The following is an 18,125-nucleotide window of genomic DNA, read 5'->3' on the forward strand; positions in this document are numbered from 1 at the left end:
ATGAGAATTTTTTGTTTGATTGTGTGTTTTGTAACGGGTGTTTTTGGGGTTTCTAGTTTAGAATTGGCACAAAATATTGTAGGTGATAGTAGTAAAAATAGTCAAATTTCTTTATTATTTTCCCATCAAGAATTTAATGATAATAGAGGAAATTTGGACATCGAACGCATTTTAAGAGTATTAAAAACAAATTCTTTATTAAATCTTACTCTTCCAAGTCCTCAAACCTTAAAACTCAATTTTAAAGCAAAAAGTGATGCGGTTTTGTTTTTTAAGATTATTAATGAGGCTTTAAATGATGCTGGTTATGTTTATTTTATCCCTGTGCATTTAAGCTTGAGTGCGGGTGAGATTGATTACACCATACAATTAGAATCTCAATACATCTTAGATCCCGGCACTTTTTACCGAATTTTGAAAACAAATTCGGTTTATATAGAAGATATTAGACAAAGTGCTAAAAATTATTATGAATATGAGCTTGATTTTAGCGAGGCTAAACTTGAAACAAATGTCAATTTAACCCTAAATGTAACGAAAAATTTGGAAAAGCCTTTGAGGGATTATGTTTTTGCACTTAAGGGAGCAAAGAGTATGGAGATAGAGGCAAATGCGGCGGATTCTTGGTTTATCAAAATTCTATTTTTGGATAAAAATTTAAATTTAATTAGTGCGGTTAAAAATGATAAGAAAAATAATCATTTTTCAGGAGCAGTTCCAAACGCCGCAGTTTATGCAATAGTCAGCGATATGTATAATTTAGACAATATCAAAAGAGGCTTAAAAATCACTTTAAAGAGATAAAAATGTTTGACGAAATTCATTTTAATACCATAGAAAGACTTCCAAATTATGTTTTCGCAGAGGTTAATGCGATTAAAATGGCAGCAAGAAGAGCGGGAGAGGACATTATAGACTTTTCTATGGGTAATCCAGATGGTAAAACCCCTCAGCATATCATCGATAAGCTTTGCGAAAGTGCGAATAAGGACAAGACTTCGGGCTATTCGACCTCTATGGGAATTTATAAGCTTCGTTTAGCCATTTGTAATTGGTATAAAAGAAAATATAGCGTCAATTTAGACCCGGACAGTGAAGTCGTGGCGACTATGGGAAGTAAGGAGGGCTTTGTCAATCTTGCAAGAGCTGTGATAAACCCAGGCGATGTCGCCATAGTGCCAACTCCAGCTTATCCCATCCACACGCAAGCCTTTATCATCGCTGGGGGCAATGTTACTAAAATGCCTTTGTTTTATAATGATCATTTTGAACTTGATGAAAATGCTTTTTTTGAAAGTCTTAATAAGGCGCTTTATGAAAGCGTTCCAAGGGCGCGTTATGTGGTTGTGAATTTTCCGCATAATCCTACAACAATTACTTGCGAAAAGAGCTTTTATGAAAGATTAGTCGCTATGGCTAAGAAGGAGCGTTTTTATATTATTAGCGATATTGCTTATGCGGATTTGACCTTTGATGGGTATCAAACGCCTTCTATTTTGGAGGTTGAAGGAGCTAAAGATGTGGCTGTGGAGACCTATACTCTTTCTAAATCTTACAATATGGCAGGTTGGCGTGTAGGCTTTGTCGTGGGAAATAAACGCCTCATCGCCGCTCTTAAAAAAATTAAATCTTGGTTTGATTATGGTATGTATACACCTATACAAGTCGCCGCTACCATAGCACTTGATGGCGATCAAAAATGCGTAGAAGAAATTTGTCAAATTTATGATAAAAGAAAAGATGTTTTGCTCGATTCTTTTGCTAATGCTGGTTGGAATTTGCAAAAACCTAAGGCAAGTATGTTTATATGGGCGCGTTTGCCTGAAAATAAGAGGCATTTAAAAAGTTTGGAATTTTCTAAGCAACTTTTACAAAAAGCAAATGTTGCTGTAAGTCCGGGACTTGGATTTGGCGAGGCTGGAGATGATTTTGTAAGAATTGCTTTAATAGAAAATGAAAATCGCATCCGTCAAGCTGCGAGAAATATTAAGAAATTTTTAAAAGATTAAAGATGAATATAGCGCTTTTGGGTTATGGCGTGGTCGGCTCTGCTGTGGCTAAGGCTTTGATAGAAAATCAAGAAATCATCAAGGCAAGATGTGGCGAGGAGATAAAGCCTGTGATCGCTCTTGCAAGAAGTCCTAAAAAAGACGCCCTAATTCCTATTGCTTATGATGTGGAAGAAATTTTAAAACGAAAGGACATTGATGTGTATGTCGAGCTTATGGGAGGCGTTGAGTTTGCTTATGAGCTTGTATATAGGCTTTTAAAAGAAGGTAAAAGGGTCGTCAGTGCAAATAAAGCAATGCTTGCTTATCATCGCTATGAGCTTGAAAATTTAGCAGGAAAATTAGCCTTTGAGGCAAGTGTGGCGGGAGGAATTCCCATTATAAAAGCTTTAAAAGAGGGCTTAGCGGCAAATCAAATTTTAAGCATTAAAGGCATACTTAATGGCACGAGTAATTATATTTTAAGTGCGATGAGTGAAAAGGGGGCTAATTTTGAAGCTATGCTTAAAAAAGCACAAGAATTAGGCTATGCAGAGGCAAATCCTAGCTTTGATATTAGCGGAGAAGATGCGGCACATAAGCTTTTGATTTTGGCTAGTCTTGCTTATGGCATTAAGGCGTTGCCTGAGGAGATTTTGTGTGAGGGCATTAGCGAAATTGACGCTCTTGATATGGAATTTGCAAAGGAATTTGATTATACCATTAAACTTTTGGGGATCGCTAAGAAGCAAGATTTTAGCGTAGAGCTTAGGGTGCATCCTACGATGATACCAAAAAATACGATGATCGCTAAGGTTAATGGCGTGATGAATGCTATTAGCATAGAGGGCGATTTACTTGGCGAAAGTCTTTATTATGGGGCTGGAGCTGGTGGAAAGGCGACTGCAAGTGCTGTGGTGGCAAATTTGATGGAATTTGCAAGGGGGAGTTATACCTCTCCTATGCTTGGTTTTAAACAAAATTTACCCTTTGTTTTGCTTGAAAAGGAAGAAATCATTACGAAATATTACTTAAGACTTAAAGTCGAGGATAAAATAGGCGTTTTGTCTAAAATCACACATTTAATGAGCGAGTGTGGAATTTCTGTGGATAGTTTTTTGCAAAAGCCTAAGATCAATGAGCCTTATAGCACGCTTTTTTTCACTACGCATAAAAGTTATGAAAAAAGCATAAGAGCTTTACTTAAAGCCTTAGAAAAGCAAGAATTTATCAAGGCTAAGCCTTTTATGATGCGTATAGAAGAATAATGGGCTTAATTTCGCATTTAAGTGGAATTTTAGGAGAAAATAGAGCTTGTGCCTTTTTAAAAAAGCATCGTTTTGAGATTTTAGAGAGGAATTTTCACTCTAAATTTGGCGAGATTGACATCATTGCCAAAAAAGATGAAATTTTACATTTTGTTGAGGTAAAATTTACGCAAAAAGACTATGAGCCTTATGAAAGACTTGATTTTAAAAAATATAACAAAATTTTAAAAACCATAGAATTTTATAAGCTTAAAAGACAAATTTCTAACGATTTTCAACTTGATCTCATTTGCATTAAAGATAAAGATATAGAATTTTTTGAAAACATCAGCCTTTAAGCTAAGATTTTATTTATTTTATTATAATCATAGAAAATTTTAAAGGAGAAACTATGGGAAAGTATATTGAACTTACTTCAGAAAACTTTGCGACAGCAAAAGAGGGTGTGGCTTTAGTGGATTTTTGGGCGCCTTGGTGCGGACCTTGCAGGATGTTATCCCCTGTGATTGACGAGCTTGCGAGTGATTTTGAAGGCAAGGCTAAAATTTGTAAGGTAAATACAGACGAGCAAGGCGACTTGGCGGCTGAGTATGGTGTGCGTTCTATACCGACTTTGATTTTTTTCAAAAATGGCGAAGTTGCAGGACAGCTTGTAGGCGCACAATCAAAGCAAACTATTGCTGATAAAATCAACTCTCTACTTTAATATTCTTGTGGGGCTTTACGCCCCATTTTTTACATTAAATAATCTTTAATTTTAGATGTTTTTTACTTTAGTGAAAAGCTTTGGTTGTGCAAATCAATAAAGGAGCTTTTAGGACTTAAATTTTTTCTTATGAAAAAGAAAAGTGTCTTTTAGACACTAACCTTTTTAAGTTATAATTTTCTAACATTATATGCAAATTTATAAGCTTTGTGTGTAACTTTATCACAAAAGGGAAATGTTGTCGTTAGTATATAAAAATGCAATTATTCACTATGTGCAATTTGTTTAATAAAATCAAAAGTTTTTTGGTATGAAATTTGTGTTATATCGCATTTATTTTTGTTTCTAAAACTATCATTTATTAATAATCTACCAGATTGTGCTTTAAATTCCTTGCTCCAATTTCTACTATCTTGTTTGTGTCCATCACTAAAATCAACTTCTTCTAAAAAATATCCATCCACACCCAATATAGAAAGAACTCGCTCATTTTTGCTATTAGAATTATTAAATGTATAATGTATTTTTATGATTAAATATGCTTTTTCTTGGCTTGGGTTGCTACAATAATCCCTATGCAAAATATTGATTGCAGAAATTGCATTATTTTGCCCTTTATCTTTTTGAACTTTTATATTAATCATACATAATAAATTTTTAAATTCAGTATAACAATCATAACTATGATTTGTAGCAGTATTATCCTTTGCCCTATTGATGCAAAAAATATTTTCTTTTTTACTATATTTTTCTAATTTTGAAACTATAAATTCTTCAATGATAAACCCAGGTGCAGTTGAACTCTCTAAACAATTATGTCTATTTTTCAAAAGGTTATAGTCCTCTAATTTTAATACCAACTCATCATCATATACTCTAAAAATGGTTATTATATAATTGATAATTTCTTTTTTTAAATATACACACTTTTGAAAATAGCTATTTGACATTATTTTCCTTTAGCGATTTGATGATAGATAATCCAATAGCCTTGCTCAAAAGTGGTGGCACAGCGTTCCCAATTTGCACTAATTGCCATTTTTTTGAACCTGCAAATATAAAATCATCAGGGAAACTCTGCAATGCTGCCAATTCTCTAGGAGTCATCACCCTATTTAAAATAGGATGGATATTTACTCCGCCGTGATTTTCCTTAACCGTGCAAGATGGTTTATTCCAATCGACTTTTTTCCACGCATCACCATAATGACTATAAAGACTTTTTCCCACTTCTACATTTTGCATTCTAGCAACCATTTCTGGACTATGTCTAGTCATAATATGATTAATCGACTCATTCTCAGGTACATTTAAAAACTTTAAAATTGCATCACCAACAGTTTTGTAATTTTGCGATGTTAAAAGTGGCTTTGGATGATAATTTTTTGCCCCAATCCTGTTGCCGATAAATATAACACGCTTTCTAATTTGCGGAACTTCATAATCGGCAGAATTTAGTGTTGTTACATTGATTTCATAACCTATTTCTTTATAATCATTTATTATTTTTTTTTCAATTGCACCACCTAGCATTGAACGCAAACCTTCAACATTTTCCATTAAAACAAAGTCTGGACGAATCTTTTCAACAATATCAAGCATATCTAAATATAAGGAATTTCTAGGATCACACACTATACGGTGTCCTGACATTGAAAATCCTTGACACGGAAATCCGCCAGAAATTAAATGAATGTGTTTATCTTTGATAGAGCTAATTAACTTTTCTTTAACACTAGCTTCTTTAATATCTTGTGCAATTATGTTTTCATTAAAATTTTTCAATTTTGAAAAATTGTTTTTGTATGTCAAAACAGCCTCGGGCATAATTTCTATACTTGCAATAGGCATAAAACCAGCCATTACCAATCCGCAAGACAAACCACCAGCCCCCGAAAACAAATCAATGCAGTTATAGGTGGTCTCTAAATGATTAATCCAGCCATTTATTTCTTTAAATTCTTTTTCAATATTTATCCAATTTGCTATATCTTCTTGTCTTTTTTGTTTAATAATTTTATTCTGTTGATTAAGATTTTTCTTTGATTGATTATCTTTCCAATGTAAAAAAGAATGCTTATCAATCAAAATTCTACCATTCTTTTTTTGACTCACAAAAGATCCATTAGCAATTTCTCTGCGAACATATTTGATAGATAAATTTATCAACCGTGCGGCTTGTTCTATGTGTAAAGTTTCATCAACTTGTAAGCTATCCACTAAATTTCCTCAATTTATATCATTTTAAGATCATTATGATACCAGAAAAATACTAAATGAAAAATTTCTAGCCAAGCCATAATCAAACCTTTTTAGGCTATAATTCAAGCGATTTTATCACAAAAGGAAAATATGCAACCACTAACTAAAGAGATTTTAACGCAGATAAATACCACAATATGTGGCGATGAGAAAAGCCTTGAAGTCCTGCAAAATAAGGGCATTGTAAAAGCCTACGCAAAAGGATATAGAATCTACCCAGATAGCGATGAGCTGCTAGGCTTTTTGTATGTTTTAAGTGGCAAAATCCGCTTTTTTAGCGTCTCAAGCAATGCTAAGGAAATCACCATTTTTACTATAAGTGGCAAAGAGAGTTGTATTATCGCTACAAGCTGTATTTTTTCAAATATACAAGTTGATGTGGTGCTTGAGTTTATGGAAGATTCTAGTGTGTTTATCCTGCCAAATAAAAGCTTTGAAGTCCTCACGCATAGCAATGAATCTATTATGCGTTTTAATCTCTCTTTAGTCTCTAAACGCCTAAAACAAGCCTTTGATACCATTAATGATGTAAGCTTTAAAAGTCTTAAAAATCGCGTAGCGAAGTTTCTATTAAGCAATGCTAGGGATAACCATGTAAAGGCTAGTCAAGAAAGCATAGCAAATAACATCGGCAGTGCTAGAGAGGCAGTTGCAAGGGTGATAAAAGAGCTAAAAACACAAGGGCTAATTGACACAAATCGCAATGAAATTGTGCTTAAAAGCGGACTTTATGAGCTAGGCGAAGAAGAAAGTTAAGTGCTATTTTATCGCCTAGTTTTTTAATTTCATCATCAAAACAAAATCTCATTTTGATGGTGTTTTTTATTAGGTAGAGGCGATTTGGGTGTGTAATATTCTCTTGAATTATTATAGGTCCCACGCCTGACATCATTTGGCACATCAAATTTTCTTTTAGTTTCTGGGAAGGCTGCGATATAACGCGTCAAAAAGTCCTTAAATACAGGTGCAGCTGTCCTAGCACCTCCTTCTGTGTAACGCATAGGTTTGTTATTGTCATTACCATACCAAATGAGTGCTTCTATCTCTGGCGTAAGCCCACAAAACCACGCATCGATGCTTTTATTTGATGTGCCTGTCTTACCTGCTATTTCGATATCTGCGACTCTAGCGTTACGCCCTGTGCCCTTTTCAACGACACTTTTCATCATATCAAGCACTAAAAAAGTCTGTCCTGCCTCACTGACTTGTGTTTCCTTTGAGTTAAATTGTGCGATTAAAACTCCATTTTTATTTTTAATTTCTTTAATTAAAACAGGCTCTTTAATCACACCATAATTACCAAACATCGTATAAAATTTAGCAAATTCTAAAGGCGAAATTCCAAAGCTTCCAAGCACTATGGATAAATCCGCAGGGATATTTTGACTAAAGCCAAATTCTAAAAGTTTAGAATAGACTACATCAAGTCCTATTTCAAGGGCTAAATTGATGGTTGCTAGATTTCTTGAAGCAGTAAGAGCCTGTTTTAGGGTGATGAGTCCTTGAAAATTGCTCCCATAATTTTTAGGTTTCCAGTCCTTCTCTGCACTTTCAAAAATGCGTGAAATATCAGGAACTTCACTCATAGTCGAGTAGCCAAGATTGATAGCGATTTGGTATAAAAAAGGTTTAAAAGAGCTTCCGGGCTGCCTTGTGCTTTGCGTGGCTCTATTATAATGACTTTTTTCATAATCAACCCCACCCACTAAGGCTAAAACATCGCCATTTTGATGATTAACCACGACCATAGCACCATTTAAAGTGCTTAAATTTGCGTCTTTATCGCGTTTAATGATTTCATCATAGCCAAATTTTAAGGCTTCTCTTGCCATTTTTTGCACTTCAAGGTCTAAATTTAGGGTGATTTGATAGCCTCCTGTTTTTAAATCGCTAAATTGTGGGCTTAATTGCTTAATGACTTCATCGACTACATAAGGTGCGACATTTTGCGTTAGGGTATCATCATACACTTTTGGTGTTTCCTTCATCGCTATCTCATAATCATTTTTAGAAATCCACCCTAAAGAATATAATCTCGCTATGACATTATTTGCCCTTGAAACGCTTAAATCAAAATGTTTGGTAGGGTCATAAGAGCTAGGAGCTTTTGGCATACCTACAAGCATAGCAATTTCTTTAAGGCTTAATTCATCTAATTCTTTATGAAAATAACCTCTAGCCGCTGTTTTAACGCCATAATATCCGTGTCCAAAAAAGATGAAATTCAAATAGCGTTCTAAAATTTCTTCCTTGCTTAATAAGGTTTCCATTTTATAGGCGAGTAGAGCTTCTTTAATTTTTCTATTAAGCGTTCTTTCGGGGGTTAATTCTGTGTTTTTGATAAATTGCTGCGTGAGAGTTGAAGCACCCTCCATAGTCTGCCCCCCTGTTTTGATAATTTTTAAAGCGGCACGAAAAATAGCATCGATATTAACGCCATTATGCTCAAAAAAAGCAGTATCCTCGATGGCTATTAAAGCTTCTATGAGTTTTGGAGGAAATTCTTCATATTTAGCATAAAAGCGATGTTGCTCGAAAATATTAGCGATTAATTTGCCATTTTTATCATAAATTTGACTTGTAAGAGGAGGGCTGTATTCTTTAAAAGTATAGCCCTCTGTGTCTGCACTTACAAACAAATAGCTCGCGTAAATCACCCCACAAATGAAAATAAGAATTGCAAAAGAGAAAAAATATTTTAAAATTTTCATAAATATGCCTTTAAGGTTTGAGTATCCAGTCCTAAAGCTGTGTTTAAAGAGCCGTTTTGCTTTAAGATGTATTTTTGATGAAAGCCCTCGCACATTAACGCACCAGCTTTGTTTAGATAAAGTTTGCTTTGAATATATTGCCTCATATCTTCTTTGTCAAATTGGGCTAAAAAAAGTGTCGTTTTAGAAAGAGAAAATACCCTTTTTAAAGGACTTTGAAGCAAAAAAGCACTTAAAACACTCACTTCATTTTGACTTTGCATTAAGAGCATTTTAAGAGCTTCTTCATCGTTTTTAGCCTTAGTTAAAATTTGCCCCCTTATGCTTACAACGCTATCTGCAAAAAGCAAAGTTTCGTTTTTTAAGTCGTTTTTTATGCAAAATTGTCTTTCTTTTTCAAGGACGATTTTTTGCACATAAAGATGAGGCTTAGTGTCTTTTTTAAGACTTTCATCATAATCAAATGACATTTGTTGAAATTCTACGCCCTCATTTTGAAGCAAGGAGGCTCTTATTTTAGAACTTGAAGCTAAGATAAGCATTAAAGTCCTTTTTCTATAAAGCTTTTAGCCTCTTTTAAAGCTTCATCTATTTTTGTAAGATCCTTGCCTCCAGCTGTGGCAAAGTCATCTTTTCCGCCGCCATTTCCTCCCAAAATTATAGCGATATTTTTGACTAAATTTCCAGCCTTTAAAGGAGCATTTTTAACTCCAGCAGCAAGGCTTATCTTGCCTTCTTTTTCTTGTATGAGTAAAATGACCGCTTTTTCAAATTGATTTTTAAAATGATCAATCATCGCCTTTATGTCGCCATTTTCTACTTTAGCTATGCAAATTTGCACGCCTTTGATATTTTCGCTTTTTAGCTCATTTTGATTTGAGTTTTTTAGCTCATTTTTAAGCTTTGAAATTTCATTTTTCAGCTTTGAAATTCCGCTTAATAAATCATTATTTTTAAGCTCCATTTTTAAACTTTCAAGTTCTTTTAAGGCATTTTTAGCGTAAGTGTGTGCCGCTTTTGAAACCACAGCTTCAATACGCCTTACTCCAGCACTCACTCCACTTTCTTTCAGTATGAAAAAGCTTCCTATTTCAGCACTATTATTTACATGCGTTCCACCGCAAAGCTCCTTGCTTTCTCCTAAGCTTAAAACTCTAACTTTACTTTCATATTTTTCACTAAAAAGGGCTATCGCACCGCTTTTTTTTGCATCATCAAGGCTCATTTCTTCAAGCAGGGCAGGATAAGAGGAGCTAATCATCTCATTGACTAAATTTTCTATCTTTTCTAATTCTTCTTTAGTGAGAGCTTTAGGGTGATTAAAATCAAAGCGAAGTTTATTAAATTCGACCAAAGACCCAGCTTGAGCGATGTGTGTTCCTAAAATTTTACGCAAAGCATAGTGAAGTAAATGCGTAGCGGAGTGATGCCTTGCGATTTGTTCTCTTTTATCCTCATCAATGCGTGCTAAAAGCTTCTCATCTAGCTTAAGCTCATTTTTAGCGGTGATTTTGCTAAGATTAAGCTCGAAGAATTTTTGCGTATCGCTGATTTCATTTTCGCCTAAAAAGCCCTTATCTCCCACTTGTCCGCCGCTATTTGCATAAAAGGGCGTTTTATCTAAAAAGACCCAGCCTGTTTGTCCATTATGAAGTTTTTCTTGCATTTTGAAATTTTCATCTAAAAGGGCTAGAATTTGACTCTCACACGCTTTTTGCGTGTAACCTACAAATTCATTTTTACCAAAGCGTTCTAGCAAAATTTTAAAATCCCCACTCACAACCTTATCTCCGCTTCCTTTCCAAGCAGCTTTAGCTCTTTCTTTTTGCTCACTCATTAATCTTTCAAAGCACTCTTCATCAATGCTTAGTCCCTTTTCTCTTAACATATCCTGCGTTAAATCAAGAGGGAAACCATAGGTATCATAAAGCTTAAAGGCTATCTCTCCGCTAAAAATATTTTGTGTTTTGGCTAATTCTTCGTTAAAAAGCTCTATACCCTTTTCTATAGTGCCTAAAAATCTTTCTTCTTCGAGTTTAATTTGCTCTTTAATGGCTTCTTTTTTTTCATTTAAATACGCATAATGTCCGCCCATAAGCTCACAAAGCACATCGACAAGCTTATACATAAAAGGTTCTTTAAGCCCTAGCAAATAGCCGTGTCTTAAAGCTCTGCGTAAAATTCTGCGTAAAACATAGCCCCTGCCTTCTTTATCAAAACTTACTCCTTGAGCGAGTAAAAAAGCACTTGAGCGGATATGATCGGCTATGACTCTATAACTTGCTCCGCTTTCATACACATAAGCCCTGCCACAAAGCGAGGCGATTTGATTAATTAAAGGCATAAATAAGGAGCTGTCAAAATTGCTTAATTTTCCTTCCTTAATCGCATAAACTCTCTCAAGTCCCATCCCTGTATCTATGCTAGGCTTAGGAAGAGGGCTTAAAGTGCCATCGCTACTTCTTTCATACTGCATAAAAACCAAATTCCAAATTTCTAAAAAGCGATCTCCATCACCTCCCATATAGTCTTCACTTGAGTGAAAATGCTCTTCGCCTTGATCGTAAAAAATTTCGCTACAAGGTCCGCAAGGTCCAGTATCGCCCATTTGCCAAAAATTATCCTTATCGCCAAATTGGTAAATGCGTTCTTTTTCAATGTGTGCTTGCCAAAGCGTATAAGCCTCGTCATCTTTTTCGTGAACCGTAACATAAAGTCTTTCTTTAGGGAGTTTTAAAACCTCCGTTACAAATTCCCAAGCATAGGCAATAGCCTCTTTTTTAAAATAATCTCCAAAGCTAAAATTCCCAAGCATTTCAAAAAAGGTATGATGGCGCGCAGTGTAGCCGACATTGTCTAAATCATTATGCTTTCCACCTGCTCTAATGCAGGTTTGACAGCTTGTTTTACGCGGAGGAGTAGGGCGTGGCACCTCTCCTGTGAAAATATTTTTAAAAGGCACCATACCAGCATTTGTAAAAAGAAGACTTGCATCATCAGGCACTAAAGGGCTTGAGGGAGTGATCTCGTGTCCTTTTGAGGCGAAAAAATTTAAAAATTGGGCTCTTATATCCATTATTTTTCCTATTAAAATTTCTAAAAGTCAAATAATAGCAAAATTAAGTAAAATTAAGCTATAATCAAGCTTTTTTCAAAGGGATATGATGAAGCTTGTTTTGTTTTTAAATATGGGCGGGGCTTGCAATTTGAAAGATTGTGAGCTTTTTTTAAAAAATATGTTTAATGATCCTTATATTTTGGGGATTAAAAATGCTTTTTTACGCTCTTTTGTCGCTTTTTGCATCACTAAGGTAAGGGTAGGAGCGATGAGGGAAAATTATAAGCAAATAGGCGGCTTTTCGCCGCTTAATTTCATTACCACCTCTCTTTGCGATAAGCTAAATTCTAGACAAAAAGATTTTCAATTTGATTTTGTTAATCTTTATGTCCCGCCCTTTGCCAAAGAAGTTTTGCAAAAATATGACTTAAACAACGATGATGAATTGATACTTTTCCCTCTTTATCCTCATCACTCATCAACGACCATCACAACTTCGCTTGAAGTCTTGCATAAGGAGATAAAAAAGCAAGAAATTAAGACAAAGCTAAAAGAAGTGGAATTTTTTTACAAAGATAAGTTTTATAATGAAATGCTGATAAGCCATATTTTAAAAGCTAATGAAAGCTTTATGCCCGGATATAAAAAAAGCCTTATTTTTTCAGCACACTCTTTGCCTCTTTCTGTGATAAAAAAGGGGGATTTGTATGAAAAGCATATTAATGCACATTTTGAGCTTTTAAAAGAAAGCTTGAAGGATTATTTTGATGAAATTTTACTTGCTTACCAGTCAAAATTGGGTCCGGTAAAATGGTTAGGTCCTAGCACGAGCGAAATTCTTTCAACGCTTAAAAATGAGGTTTTGATTTATCCGCTTTCTTTTTGTATTGATTGTGTGGAGACGATTTTCGAGCTAGAGATAGAATATAGAAAAATCGCATCCAAAGATTATAAAGTCATCGCTTGCCCCAATGAAAGCGAGGAATTTATGGAATTTATCCTTAAACGCCTATACTCTTAAGATAGCCATTATCATTTAAAAAAAGATAAAGCTCTCCTAAAATGTGCTTTTTTTGCTTTTCATCAACGAGCGAAGATTCGCTAATACGCTCATTTAAAATATCCATAATCGCGTGAATATCATAGTCTATATCCTCTAAAATATCGAGTATAGATTGTGCTTCGATAATGTCTTTTAAAACATAGCCATTTTCATCTATATAAACGCTAGCTTCAGTTGGGTGAGTGAAAAGATTATGCTTCATACCAAGCACTTCCTGATAAGCCCCCATAAGAAAAAAGCCTAAAAAATAGTTCTCCTTTTCCACATCGACATCGTGCAAAAGTAAAGGATTGTCTTTAGAATAAGAAATTTCACCATCGCTATCACAAGTGATATCCCAAATACTCGCACTTCTTGTAGGCTTTTCATCGAGTCTGTCAAGAGGCATAATGGGGAAATTTTGCTCCAAACCCCAAAAATCGGGCATACTTTGAAAGAGAGAAAAATTTACCAAATAGCGTTCTTGCACTTCATTTTGTATAGCGATTAAATCCGCACTTGGCTTATCTTTAAGCAGTAAAATTGCCTTTTTGCTAATGAGTTGAGTTAAAATTTCGGCATTTGAGCGGTCTTTTAAATCCACATAGCCTAAATCAAAAAGCGTCAAAATGCTTTCAAGATGGTCAATGCTATCGTGAAGATATTCAAGGGCGTTGGAGGGCTTTATGTTTTGATAAAGATCGTAAAGCTCATCGATGAGTTTAGGATTTTGCTTTTTTAAAACAAGCTTATTTTCGGCATATTCTTGAGAAAAAAGCTCTAAAACAGGAGCGATTAAAATGGCGTGCGAGGCAGCGACAAAACGCCCACTTTCTATGAAAATATCAGGCTCAATATCACTTTTTTGCTCAGCGATATTTTTAAGGATAAAAACCACATCATTAGCATATTCTCTTAAAGTGTAATTTCTACTTTTTTCGTCTTTAAACTGCGAATACTCCACCGCCAAGCCCCCGCCTAAATTAATAGCTTTTAAATTTTTAGCCCCCATTTTTCTAAGTTCAGTATAGATATTTCCTGCTTCATTTAAGGCTTTTTTAAGCGGGTGAATTTCGTTAATTTGTGAGCCTAGATGAAAATGAATCATCGTAAATTGCTCTATAAGCTTGTTTTCTTTAAGCAAATTTACAGCTTCAATCAGTTCGGTTGAGGTTAGTCCAAATTTAGAATGAATTCCCCCACTTTTCGCCCAAATTCCTACTCCAGCCGAGTGCAAACGCACCCTAAGTCCTATATTTGGTTTAGGTTTAAAACGCTCTTTAGCGATGTCGATAATGGCTTCAAGCTCATTAAGCCCTTCTATGGTTAAGGTGATATTATGTCCCATTTCAGCGGCGATGAAGCCTATGTTGATTAATTCTCTATCTTTAAAGCCATTAACGGTAATGGGAGAGTTTTCATTATTATAAGCCATAGCGAGTAAAAGTTCTGCCTTTGAGCCTGCTTCAAGTCCGTAATTATAATCTTTGCCAAGCTTGACAAGGTTTTTTACAAAGCCTGGATATTGATTGACTTTTAAAGGATAAACGGCGTTAAAACCGCCCTTATAATCAAATTCCTTACGCGCCTTAGTAAAACTACCATAAATATTTTCGATTTGTTTTTGGATAAGGTGTGGAAAACGAAGCAGTAAAGGACCTCTATATCCGTCATTGCGTAGTTCTTTGATCATATCGATAATGGCGGGTTTTTTGCCAGAATTGACACAAACTTTGCCATTTTTAATAATGAAATTATCATCTCCCCAAATGTCTATACCATAGCTATTCATAAATGCTGCTCCAAAGTTGAGATTAAAATTTGCTTTTCTTCTTTTGTGTTTAAATTTTTATAAAATAAGCTTTGATTTTTTGCTTCATTTTCACCCATACATAAAAAGATTTCAGTCTCCATAGTATCGGCACTTGCTAGATGTTTTGCAAGTTTTTTTGCTTCGTAAGATAAAAATACTTTTTTGTTTTTTCTTAATTTTGTAGCGATTTGCATTAGATGTGGCATATAAGCTTCATCTAAGGCACAAAGATAAATTCCCTTACGCTCCTCATTTTCTTCTTTTTGCTCCAAAATCGCAATAAGCCTTTCAATGCCAAGCGCAAAGCCTACGCCATAGCCATTTTTACCACCTAAATATTCAATGAGTCTATCATATCTTCCTCCCCCAGCGATAGCCGCTTTAGCACCTATTTCATCGCTAATAAACTCAAATGCCGTTTGAGAATAATAATCAAGCCCCCTCACAAGCTTATCGTCAAGCTCAAATTCCACGCCATTTTCTTTTAGGCAAGTTTGTAAAAGTGTGAAATTTTTCTCACAAGAGGGGCAAAGTCTTTGACTAAGCAAAGGCGCGTTTTGAAGCAGACTTTGACAATGCTCATTTTTGCAGTCTAAAACGCGTATGGGATTAAGCGTTTGACGCCGCAAACAATCTTCACAAAAGCCATTTTGAGTTTTTAAAAATTCTATTAAGGTTTTTTTATAAGACTCTAAGCACTCAAAACAGCCCAAAGAATTAATAATAAGTTTAAATTTAATGTCAAGGCGTGTGAAAATTTCTACTAGCATTAAAATAAGAGAAGCATCTTCATAGATGCTTTTAGTGCCAAAACTCTCTACGCCAAATTGATGAAATTCTCTCAAACGCCCTTTTTGCGGTCTTTCGTAGCGAAACATTGAGCCGTGGTAAAACCATCGCTTCACACTTCCACTTTTATCCATTTTATGCTCGATGTAAGAACGCACCACACCAGCCGTGCCTTCAGGTCTTAAACAGACTTCATTGCCGCCCTTATCGATAAATTCATACATCTCTTTACCGACTATGTCAGAGCTTTCTCCCACACTTCTTTTAAAAAGTTTGCTAAGTTCTAAATGTGGAGTGTTGATGAAGCTAAAGCCGTAGTTTTGGGCGACTTCTTCGCAAATTTTTATGATTTTAGTATAATAAAAGGCTTGTTTGCCTTCCACATCTTTCATACCCTTTAAAGCGTTAATCATTAATGAATTCCTTTATCTTTTCGTGTAAATTTTCTATACTATCTTTCGCATCTAACTCTAAAATTTTAAGATCAATTTTAAATTTTAAGAAATTTAAAACCTTTTCCATTTTTTCTTGCACATTTATAAAATACGCAACTCCTCGTTTTTCTATATCGTCTAAATTTTTTTGCTCCATTCTTTCTTTGAGTAAGCTCTCATCACCTCTTAGAAAAATGGCTTTTTGTGGGAAAAAGCCATTAAGGGCAAAGTCATTTAAGGTAAATAAAATATCAAGGTCAAAATTTTTAGCATAAGCCATACCTGAAATTATGCTTCTATCACTGATGATAAGCTTTTGCTCGTTTTCTCTTAAAATTTCTTCATAATGTTGATTTCTATCGGCTAAAAAGAGTAAAAGCTCTGCTTTTGATGAGATAGGGTAGGGTCTATTAAGCAAAAGTTCTCTTAAATACTCTCCCAGCTTAGTCGCACCAGGCTCACTTGTGAAAATGGCATCTTTGTAAATAGGCTTTAAAAGCTCTATTTGTGTGCTTTTTCCTACGCAATCAATTCCCTCTAAAACTACATACACGAGCTATCCTTTAAAAAGGGTAAAATTTCTTTTGGCACTAAAGAGCTGACATCGCCTCCGTGTGCTGCTATGGAGCGGACTATGGAGCTTGAGATGAAGGCATTTTTTAAATTTGGCATTAGATAAACCGTTTCAAATTCACTCCATAAAGTGTTATTTGCATAGCCTATTTGAAGCTCATATTCAAAATCACTCACCGCTCTAAGTCCTCTAATAACCGTTTTTATCTCAAGCTCCTTAGCTAAATCCACAAGCAAATTAGTAAAGGTAACAATCTCTACATTTTTTAAATTTTGTGTCGCAAGTAGGGCTAAATCTTTGCGTTTTTCTAAACTAAAACAAGGGTTTTTATGCTCACTTTGTGCTATGGCAACAACCACTTTGTCAAAGATTTTAAGCGCTCTTTTAATCACATCTAAATGCCCATTTGTGATGGGGTCAAAGCTGCCCGGATATAAACAAGTCATCGACTCTCCTCATAAAAATGTGTTATTTTACTTAAATAAAATTAATTGGAATTTGATTTATTGTATAGTTTATGTTAAGACTAGGTTAGCTGGTCGATGATTTTTAGACTTTCATAGTGTGCTTTTAAGTCCTCATTTAAATCTTTGCTTAAATTGTCTAAATCCTTTTGTTTTAGCTGCTCGTATTCCTCTGGGTATTGTTCTTTAAGCTTTAAAAGCTCACTCATATTTAAGGCACTTAGTCCTTGCTCTAACGCTTTATTTTTGATATTAGTTGCGTCATTTTTCTCCTCTGCCTCATCGCTTGCATTTTCTATCTCTTTGCTTTTTCTTTTTAATTTTTCTAAAATTTCTTTACTTATGGAGCTTGGATTATCAAATATAATTTTAGCCTTAGCGATAACTCTTTCTTTTGAGCCTTCAAGCTCCAAAATGCTTATTTTTTTGTCCGCATTTTTATCAAAGGCAAGAAAGGCATTTAAAGCCTCGTCCAAGCTTCTTTCTTTATCATCATTTGCCAAAATTTTACCCCCACCACCTTGTAGGTAAAGTTGTCTTACAACATCATTTGGACCACCTTTATAAACATTTGGCGTGTAGATTACTTCACTATTATAAAGGTAAAGATTTTCGTTTTCTCTTCCTTGTATCAAGCCATTTTTATCTGCATCGGCTTTGAGATAATTTAAATCATAAGCCGCATTTTTAAACCACCCAGCGATGAAATTTTGCGCTTCTCCGTTAAGCCTTATCGCTCCATCTTCTCGTAAAAAATAATTATCTTTTTGATTAAAATGTTTTATAATTCTTGCAAAATTACTTTTTGTGAGATTTAAGCTGACAAATTTAGAGCTTTCCTCATCTTGGAAAATCACCCTCACGCCCTCACTACGATTTAAAACGCTTAAAAAATCTTCTTGCTTAAGTTGCTCTTCTTTTAAGCTTTGAAAATCTTTAGCCTTTATACTCGCTCTTTTAGAATAGGTAAAACCATCATTTAAACCGATAATTTGGACATCTTGGGCGATTTTCAT

The 18,125-nt window shown here is 34.8% G+C and carries 17 protein-coding genes; 7 read left to right on the forward strand and 10 right to left on the reverse strand.

Features of this window, described 5'->3' with window-relative positions; translation table 11 throughout:
- From EL158_RS01810 to trxA, 5 genes are read left to right on the forward strand one after another with little or no spacing between them, the layout of a single operon-like run.
- Entirely contained in the window at positions 1-804 is an 804-nt protein-coding gene (locus EL158_RS01810) for a hypothetical protein (protein ID WP_034955859.1), read from the forward strand.
- A 2-nt stretch (positions 805-806) separates the two neighbouring features.
- Entirely contained in the window at positions 807-2,009 is a 1,203-nt protein-coding gene (locus tag EL158_RS01815; RefSeq protein WP_027303929.1) for an LL-diaminopimelate aminotransferase, read from the forward strand.
- A 2-nt stretch (positions 2,010-2,011) separates the two neighbouring features.
- Positions 2,012-3,256: a homoserine dehydrogenase gene (locus EL158_RS01820; RefSeq protein ID WP_027303930.1), complete on the forward strand. Its 1,245-nt coding sequence runs from the start codon at positions 2,012-2,014 to the stop codon at positions 3,254-3,256.
- The gene (locus EL158_RS01825) at positions 3,256-3,594 is read left to right on the forward strand and encodes a YraN family protein (protein ID WP_004276453.1); all 339 of its coding nucleotides are present in this window, start codon (positions 3,256-3,258) and stop codon (positions 3,592-3,594) included. Before EL158_RS01820 ends, EL158_RS01825 begins: the two co-directional genes overlap by 1 nt.
- 53 nt (positions 3,595-3,647) lie before the next feature.
- A complete protein-coding gene (gene trxA / locus EL158_RS01830; RefSeq protein WP_004276883.1) occupies positions 3,648-3,962 on the forward strand; it encodes a thioredoxin in 315 nt (104 codons plus the stop codon).
- Positions 3,963-4,225: 263 nt separating this feature from the next.
- On the opposite strand, the gene EL158_RS01835 is transcribed toward trxA, so the two are convergent.
- A complete protein-coding gene (locus EL158_RS01835) occupies positions 4,226-4,912 on the reverse strand; it encodes a UpaP162 family type II restriction enzyme (protein WP_034955874.1) in 687 nt (228 codons plus the stop codon).
- On the reverse strand, positions 4,902-6,182 hold the full coding sequence (locus EL158_RS01840) for a DNA cytosine methyltransferase (RefSeq protein ID WP_027303932.1): 1,281 nt from the start codon (positions 6,180-6,182) through the stop codon (positions 4,902-4,904). Before EL158_RS01840 ends, EL158_RS01835 begins: the two co-directional genes overlap by 11 nt.
- A gap of 132 nt (positions 6,183-6,314) precedes the next feature.
- Here EL158_RS01840 and EL158_RS01845 point away from each other — a divergent pair, with 132 nt between their 5' ends.
- Positions 6,315-6,980 (forward strand): Crp/Fnr family transcriptional regulator, encoded by a 666-nt coding sequence (locus tag EL158_RS01845; protein ID WP_027303933.1) that lies wholly within the window; start codon positions 6,315-6,317, stop codon positions 6,978-6,980.
- Between the two features lie 35 nt (positions 6,981-7,015).
- Here the strand turns inward: EL158_RS01845 and EL158_RS01850 are convergent, their stop codons facing one another.
- Genes EL158_RS01850 through alaS form a run of 3 tightly spaced genes read right to left on the reverse strand, consistent with a single transcriptional unit; the run spans position 7,016 to position 12,011 of the window.
- Complete coding sequence (locus EL158_RS01850; RefSeq protein ID WP_027303934.1) at positions 7,016-8,935, reverse strand: penicillin-binding protein 1A; 1,920 nt, start codon at positions 8,933-8,935, stop codon at positions 7,016-7,018.
- Positions 8,932-9,477 carry a septum formation inhibitor Maf gene (gene maf, locus EL158_RS01855; RefSeq protein WP_027303935.1) on the reverse strand — a complete coding sequence of 182 codons (546 nt, stop codon included), beginning with the start codon at positions 9,475-9,477 and terminating at the stop codon, positions 8,932-8,934. The genes EL158_RS01850 and maf overlap by 4 nt, the downstream gene beginning before the upstream one ends.
- The gene (alaS, locus tag EL158_RS01860; RefSeq protein ID WP_027303936.1) at positions 9,477-12,011 is read right to left on the reverse strand and encodes an alanine--tRNA ligase; all 2,535 of its coding nucleotides are present in this window, start codon (positions 12,009-12,011) and stop codon (positions 9,477-9,479) included. The genes maf and alaS overlap by 1 nt, the downstream gene beginning before the upstream one ends.
- Positions 12,012-12,099: 88 nt before the next feature.
- Here alaS and hemH point away from each other — a divergent pair, with 88 nt between their 5' ends.
- Positions 12,100-13,014 (forward strand): ferrochelatase, encoded by a 915-nt coding sequence (gene hemH, locus EL158_RS01865; protein WP_027303937.1) that lies wholly within the window; start codon positions 12,100-12,102, stop codon positions 13,012-13,014.
- On the opposite strand, the gene speA is transcribed toward hemH, so the two are convergent.
- The 5 genes from speA to EL158_RS01890 all read right to left on the reverse strand — a co-directional run bounded on the left by speA (position 12,995) and on the right by EL158_RS01890 (position 18,125).
- Complete coding sequence (gene speA / locus EL158_RS01870) at positions 12,995-14,827, reverse strand: biosynthetic arginine decarboxylase (protein WP_027303938.1); 1,833 nt, start codon at positions 14,825-14,827, stop codon at positions 12,995-12,997. The two genes, hemH and speA, sit on opposite strands and share 20 nt — an antisense overlap.
- Positions 14,824-16,050, reverse strand: a complete 1,227-nt coding sequence (gene hisS, locus EL158_RS01875; RefSeq protein WP_027303939.1) for a histidine--tRNA ligase — start codon at positions 16,048-16,050, stop codon at positions 14,824-14,826. Before hisS ends, speA begins: the two co-directional genes overlap by 4 nt.
- A complete protein-coding gene (tmk, locus tag EL158_RS01880) occupies positions 16,043-16,624 on the reverse strand; it encodes a dTMP kinase (RefSeq protein WP_027303940.1) in 582 nt (193 codons plus the stop codon). Before tmk ends, hisS begins: the two co-directional genes overlap by 8 nt.
- A complete protein-coding gene (coaD, locus tag EL158_RS01885) occupies positions 16,615-17,091 on the reverse strand; it encodes a pantetheine-phosphate adenylyltransferase (protein WP_027303941.1) in 477 nt (158 codons plus the stop codon). Before coaD ends, tmk begins: the two co-directional genes overlap by 10 nt.
- 80 nt (positions 17,092-17,171) lie before the next feature.
- Positions 17,172-18,125, reverse strand: coding sequence for a hypothetical protein (locus tag EL158_RS01890; RefSeq protein WP_027303942.1), 954 nt, complete (start codon positions 18,123-18,125; stop codon positions 17,172-17,174).

This window comes from Campylobacter upsaliensis (assembly GCF_900637395.1).
Taxonomy (GTDB): domain Bacteria; phylum Campylobacterota; class Campylobacteria; order Campylobacterales; family Campylobacteraceae; genus Campylobacter_D; species Campylobacter_D upsaliensis.

Excerpts from the sequence above, each read along its gene's own strand:
- hemH (WP_027303937.1), top strand. The coding sequence starts at position 12,100 with ATGAAGCTTGTTTTGTTTTTAAATATGGGCGGGGCTTGCAATTTGAAA.
- hisS (WP_027303939.1), bottom strand. The coding sequence starts at position 16,050 with ATGATTAACGCTTTAAAGGGTATGAAAGATGTGGAAGGCAAACAAGCC.
- EL158_RS01835 (WP_034955874.1), bottom strand. The coding sequence starts at position 4,912 with ATGTCAAATAGCTATTTTCAAAAGTGTGTATATTTAAAAAAAGAAATT.
- speA (WP_027303938.1), bottom strand. The coding sequence starts at position 14,827 with ATGAATAGCTATGGTATAGACATTTGGGGAGATGATAATTTCATTATT.
- trxA (WP_004276883.1), top strand. The coding sequence starts at position 3,648 with ATGGGAAAGTATATTGAACTTACTTCAGAAAACTTTGCGACAGCAAAA.
- EL158_RS01845 (WP_027303933.1), top strand. The coding sequence starts at position 6,315 with ATGCAACCACTAACTAAAGAGATTTTAACGCAGATAAATACCACAATA.
- EL158_RS01850 (WP_027303934.1), bottom strand. The coding sequence starts at position 8,935 with ATGAAAATTTTAAAATATTTTTTCTCTTTTGCAATTCTTATTTTCATT.
- EL158_RS01820 (WP_027303930.1), top strand. The coding sequence starts at position 2,012 with ATGAATATAGCGCTTTTGGGTTATGGCGTGGTCGGCTCTGCTGTGGCT.
- EL158_RS01890 (WP_027303942.1), bottom strand. The coding sequence starts at position 18,125 with ATGAAAATCGCCCAAGATGTCCAAATTATCGGTTTAAATGATGGTTTT.
- coaD (WP_027303941.1), bottom strand. The coding sequence starts at position 17,091 with ATGACTTGTTTATATCCGGGCAGCTTTGACCCCATCACAAATGGGCAT.
- alaS (WP_027303936.1), bottom strand. The coding sequence starts at position 12,011 with ATGGATATAAGAGCCCAATTTTTAAATTTTTTCGCCTCAAAAGGACAC.
- EL158_RS01810 (WP_034955859.1), top strand. The coding sequence starts at position 1 with ATGAGAATTTTTTGTTTGATTGTGTGTTTTGTAACGGGTGTTTTTGGG.
- maf (WP_027303935.1), bottom strand. The coding sequence starts at position 9,477 with ATGCTTATCTTAGCTTCAAGTTCTAAAATAAGAGCCTCCTTGCTTCAA.
- EL158_RS01815 (WP_027303929.1), top strand. The coding sequence starts at position 807 with ATGTTTGACGAAATTCATTTTAATACCATAGAAAGACTTCCAAATTAT.
- EL158_RS01825 (WP_004276453.1), top strand. The coding sequence starts at position 3,256 with ATGGGCTTAATTTCGCATTTAAGTGGAATTTTAGGAGAAAATAGAGCT.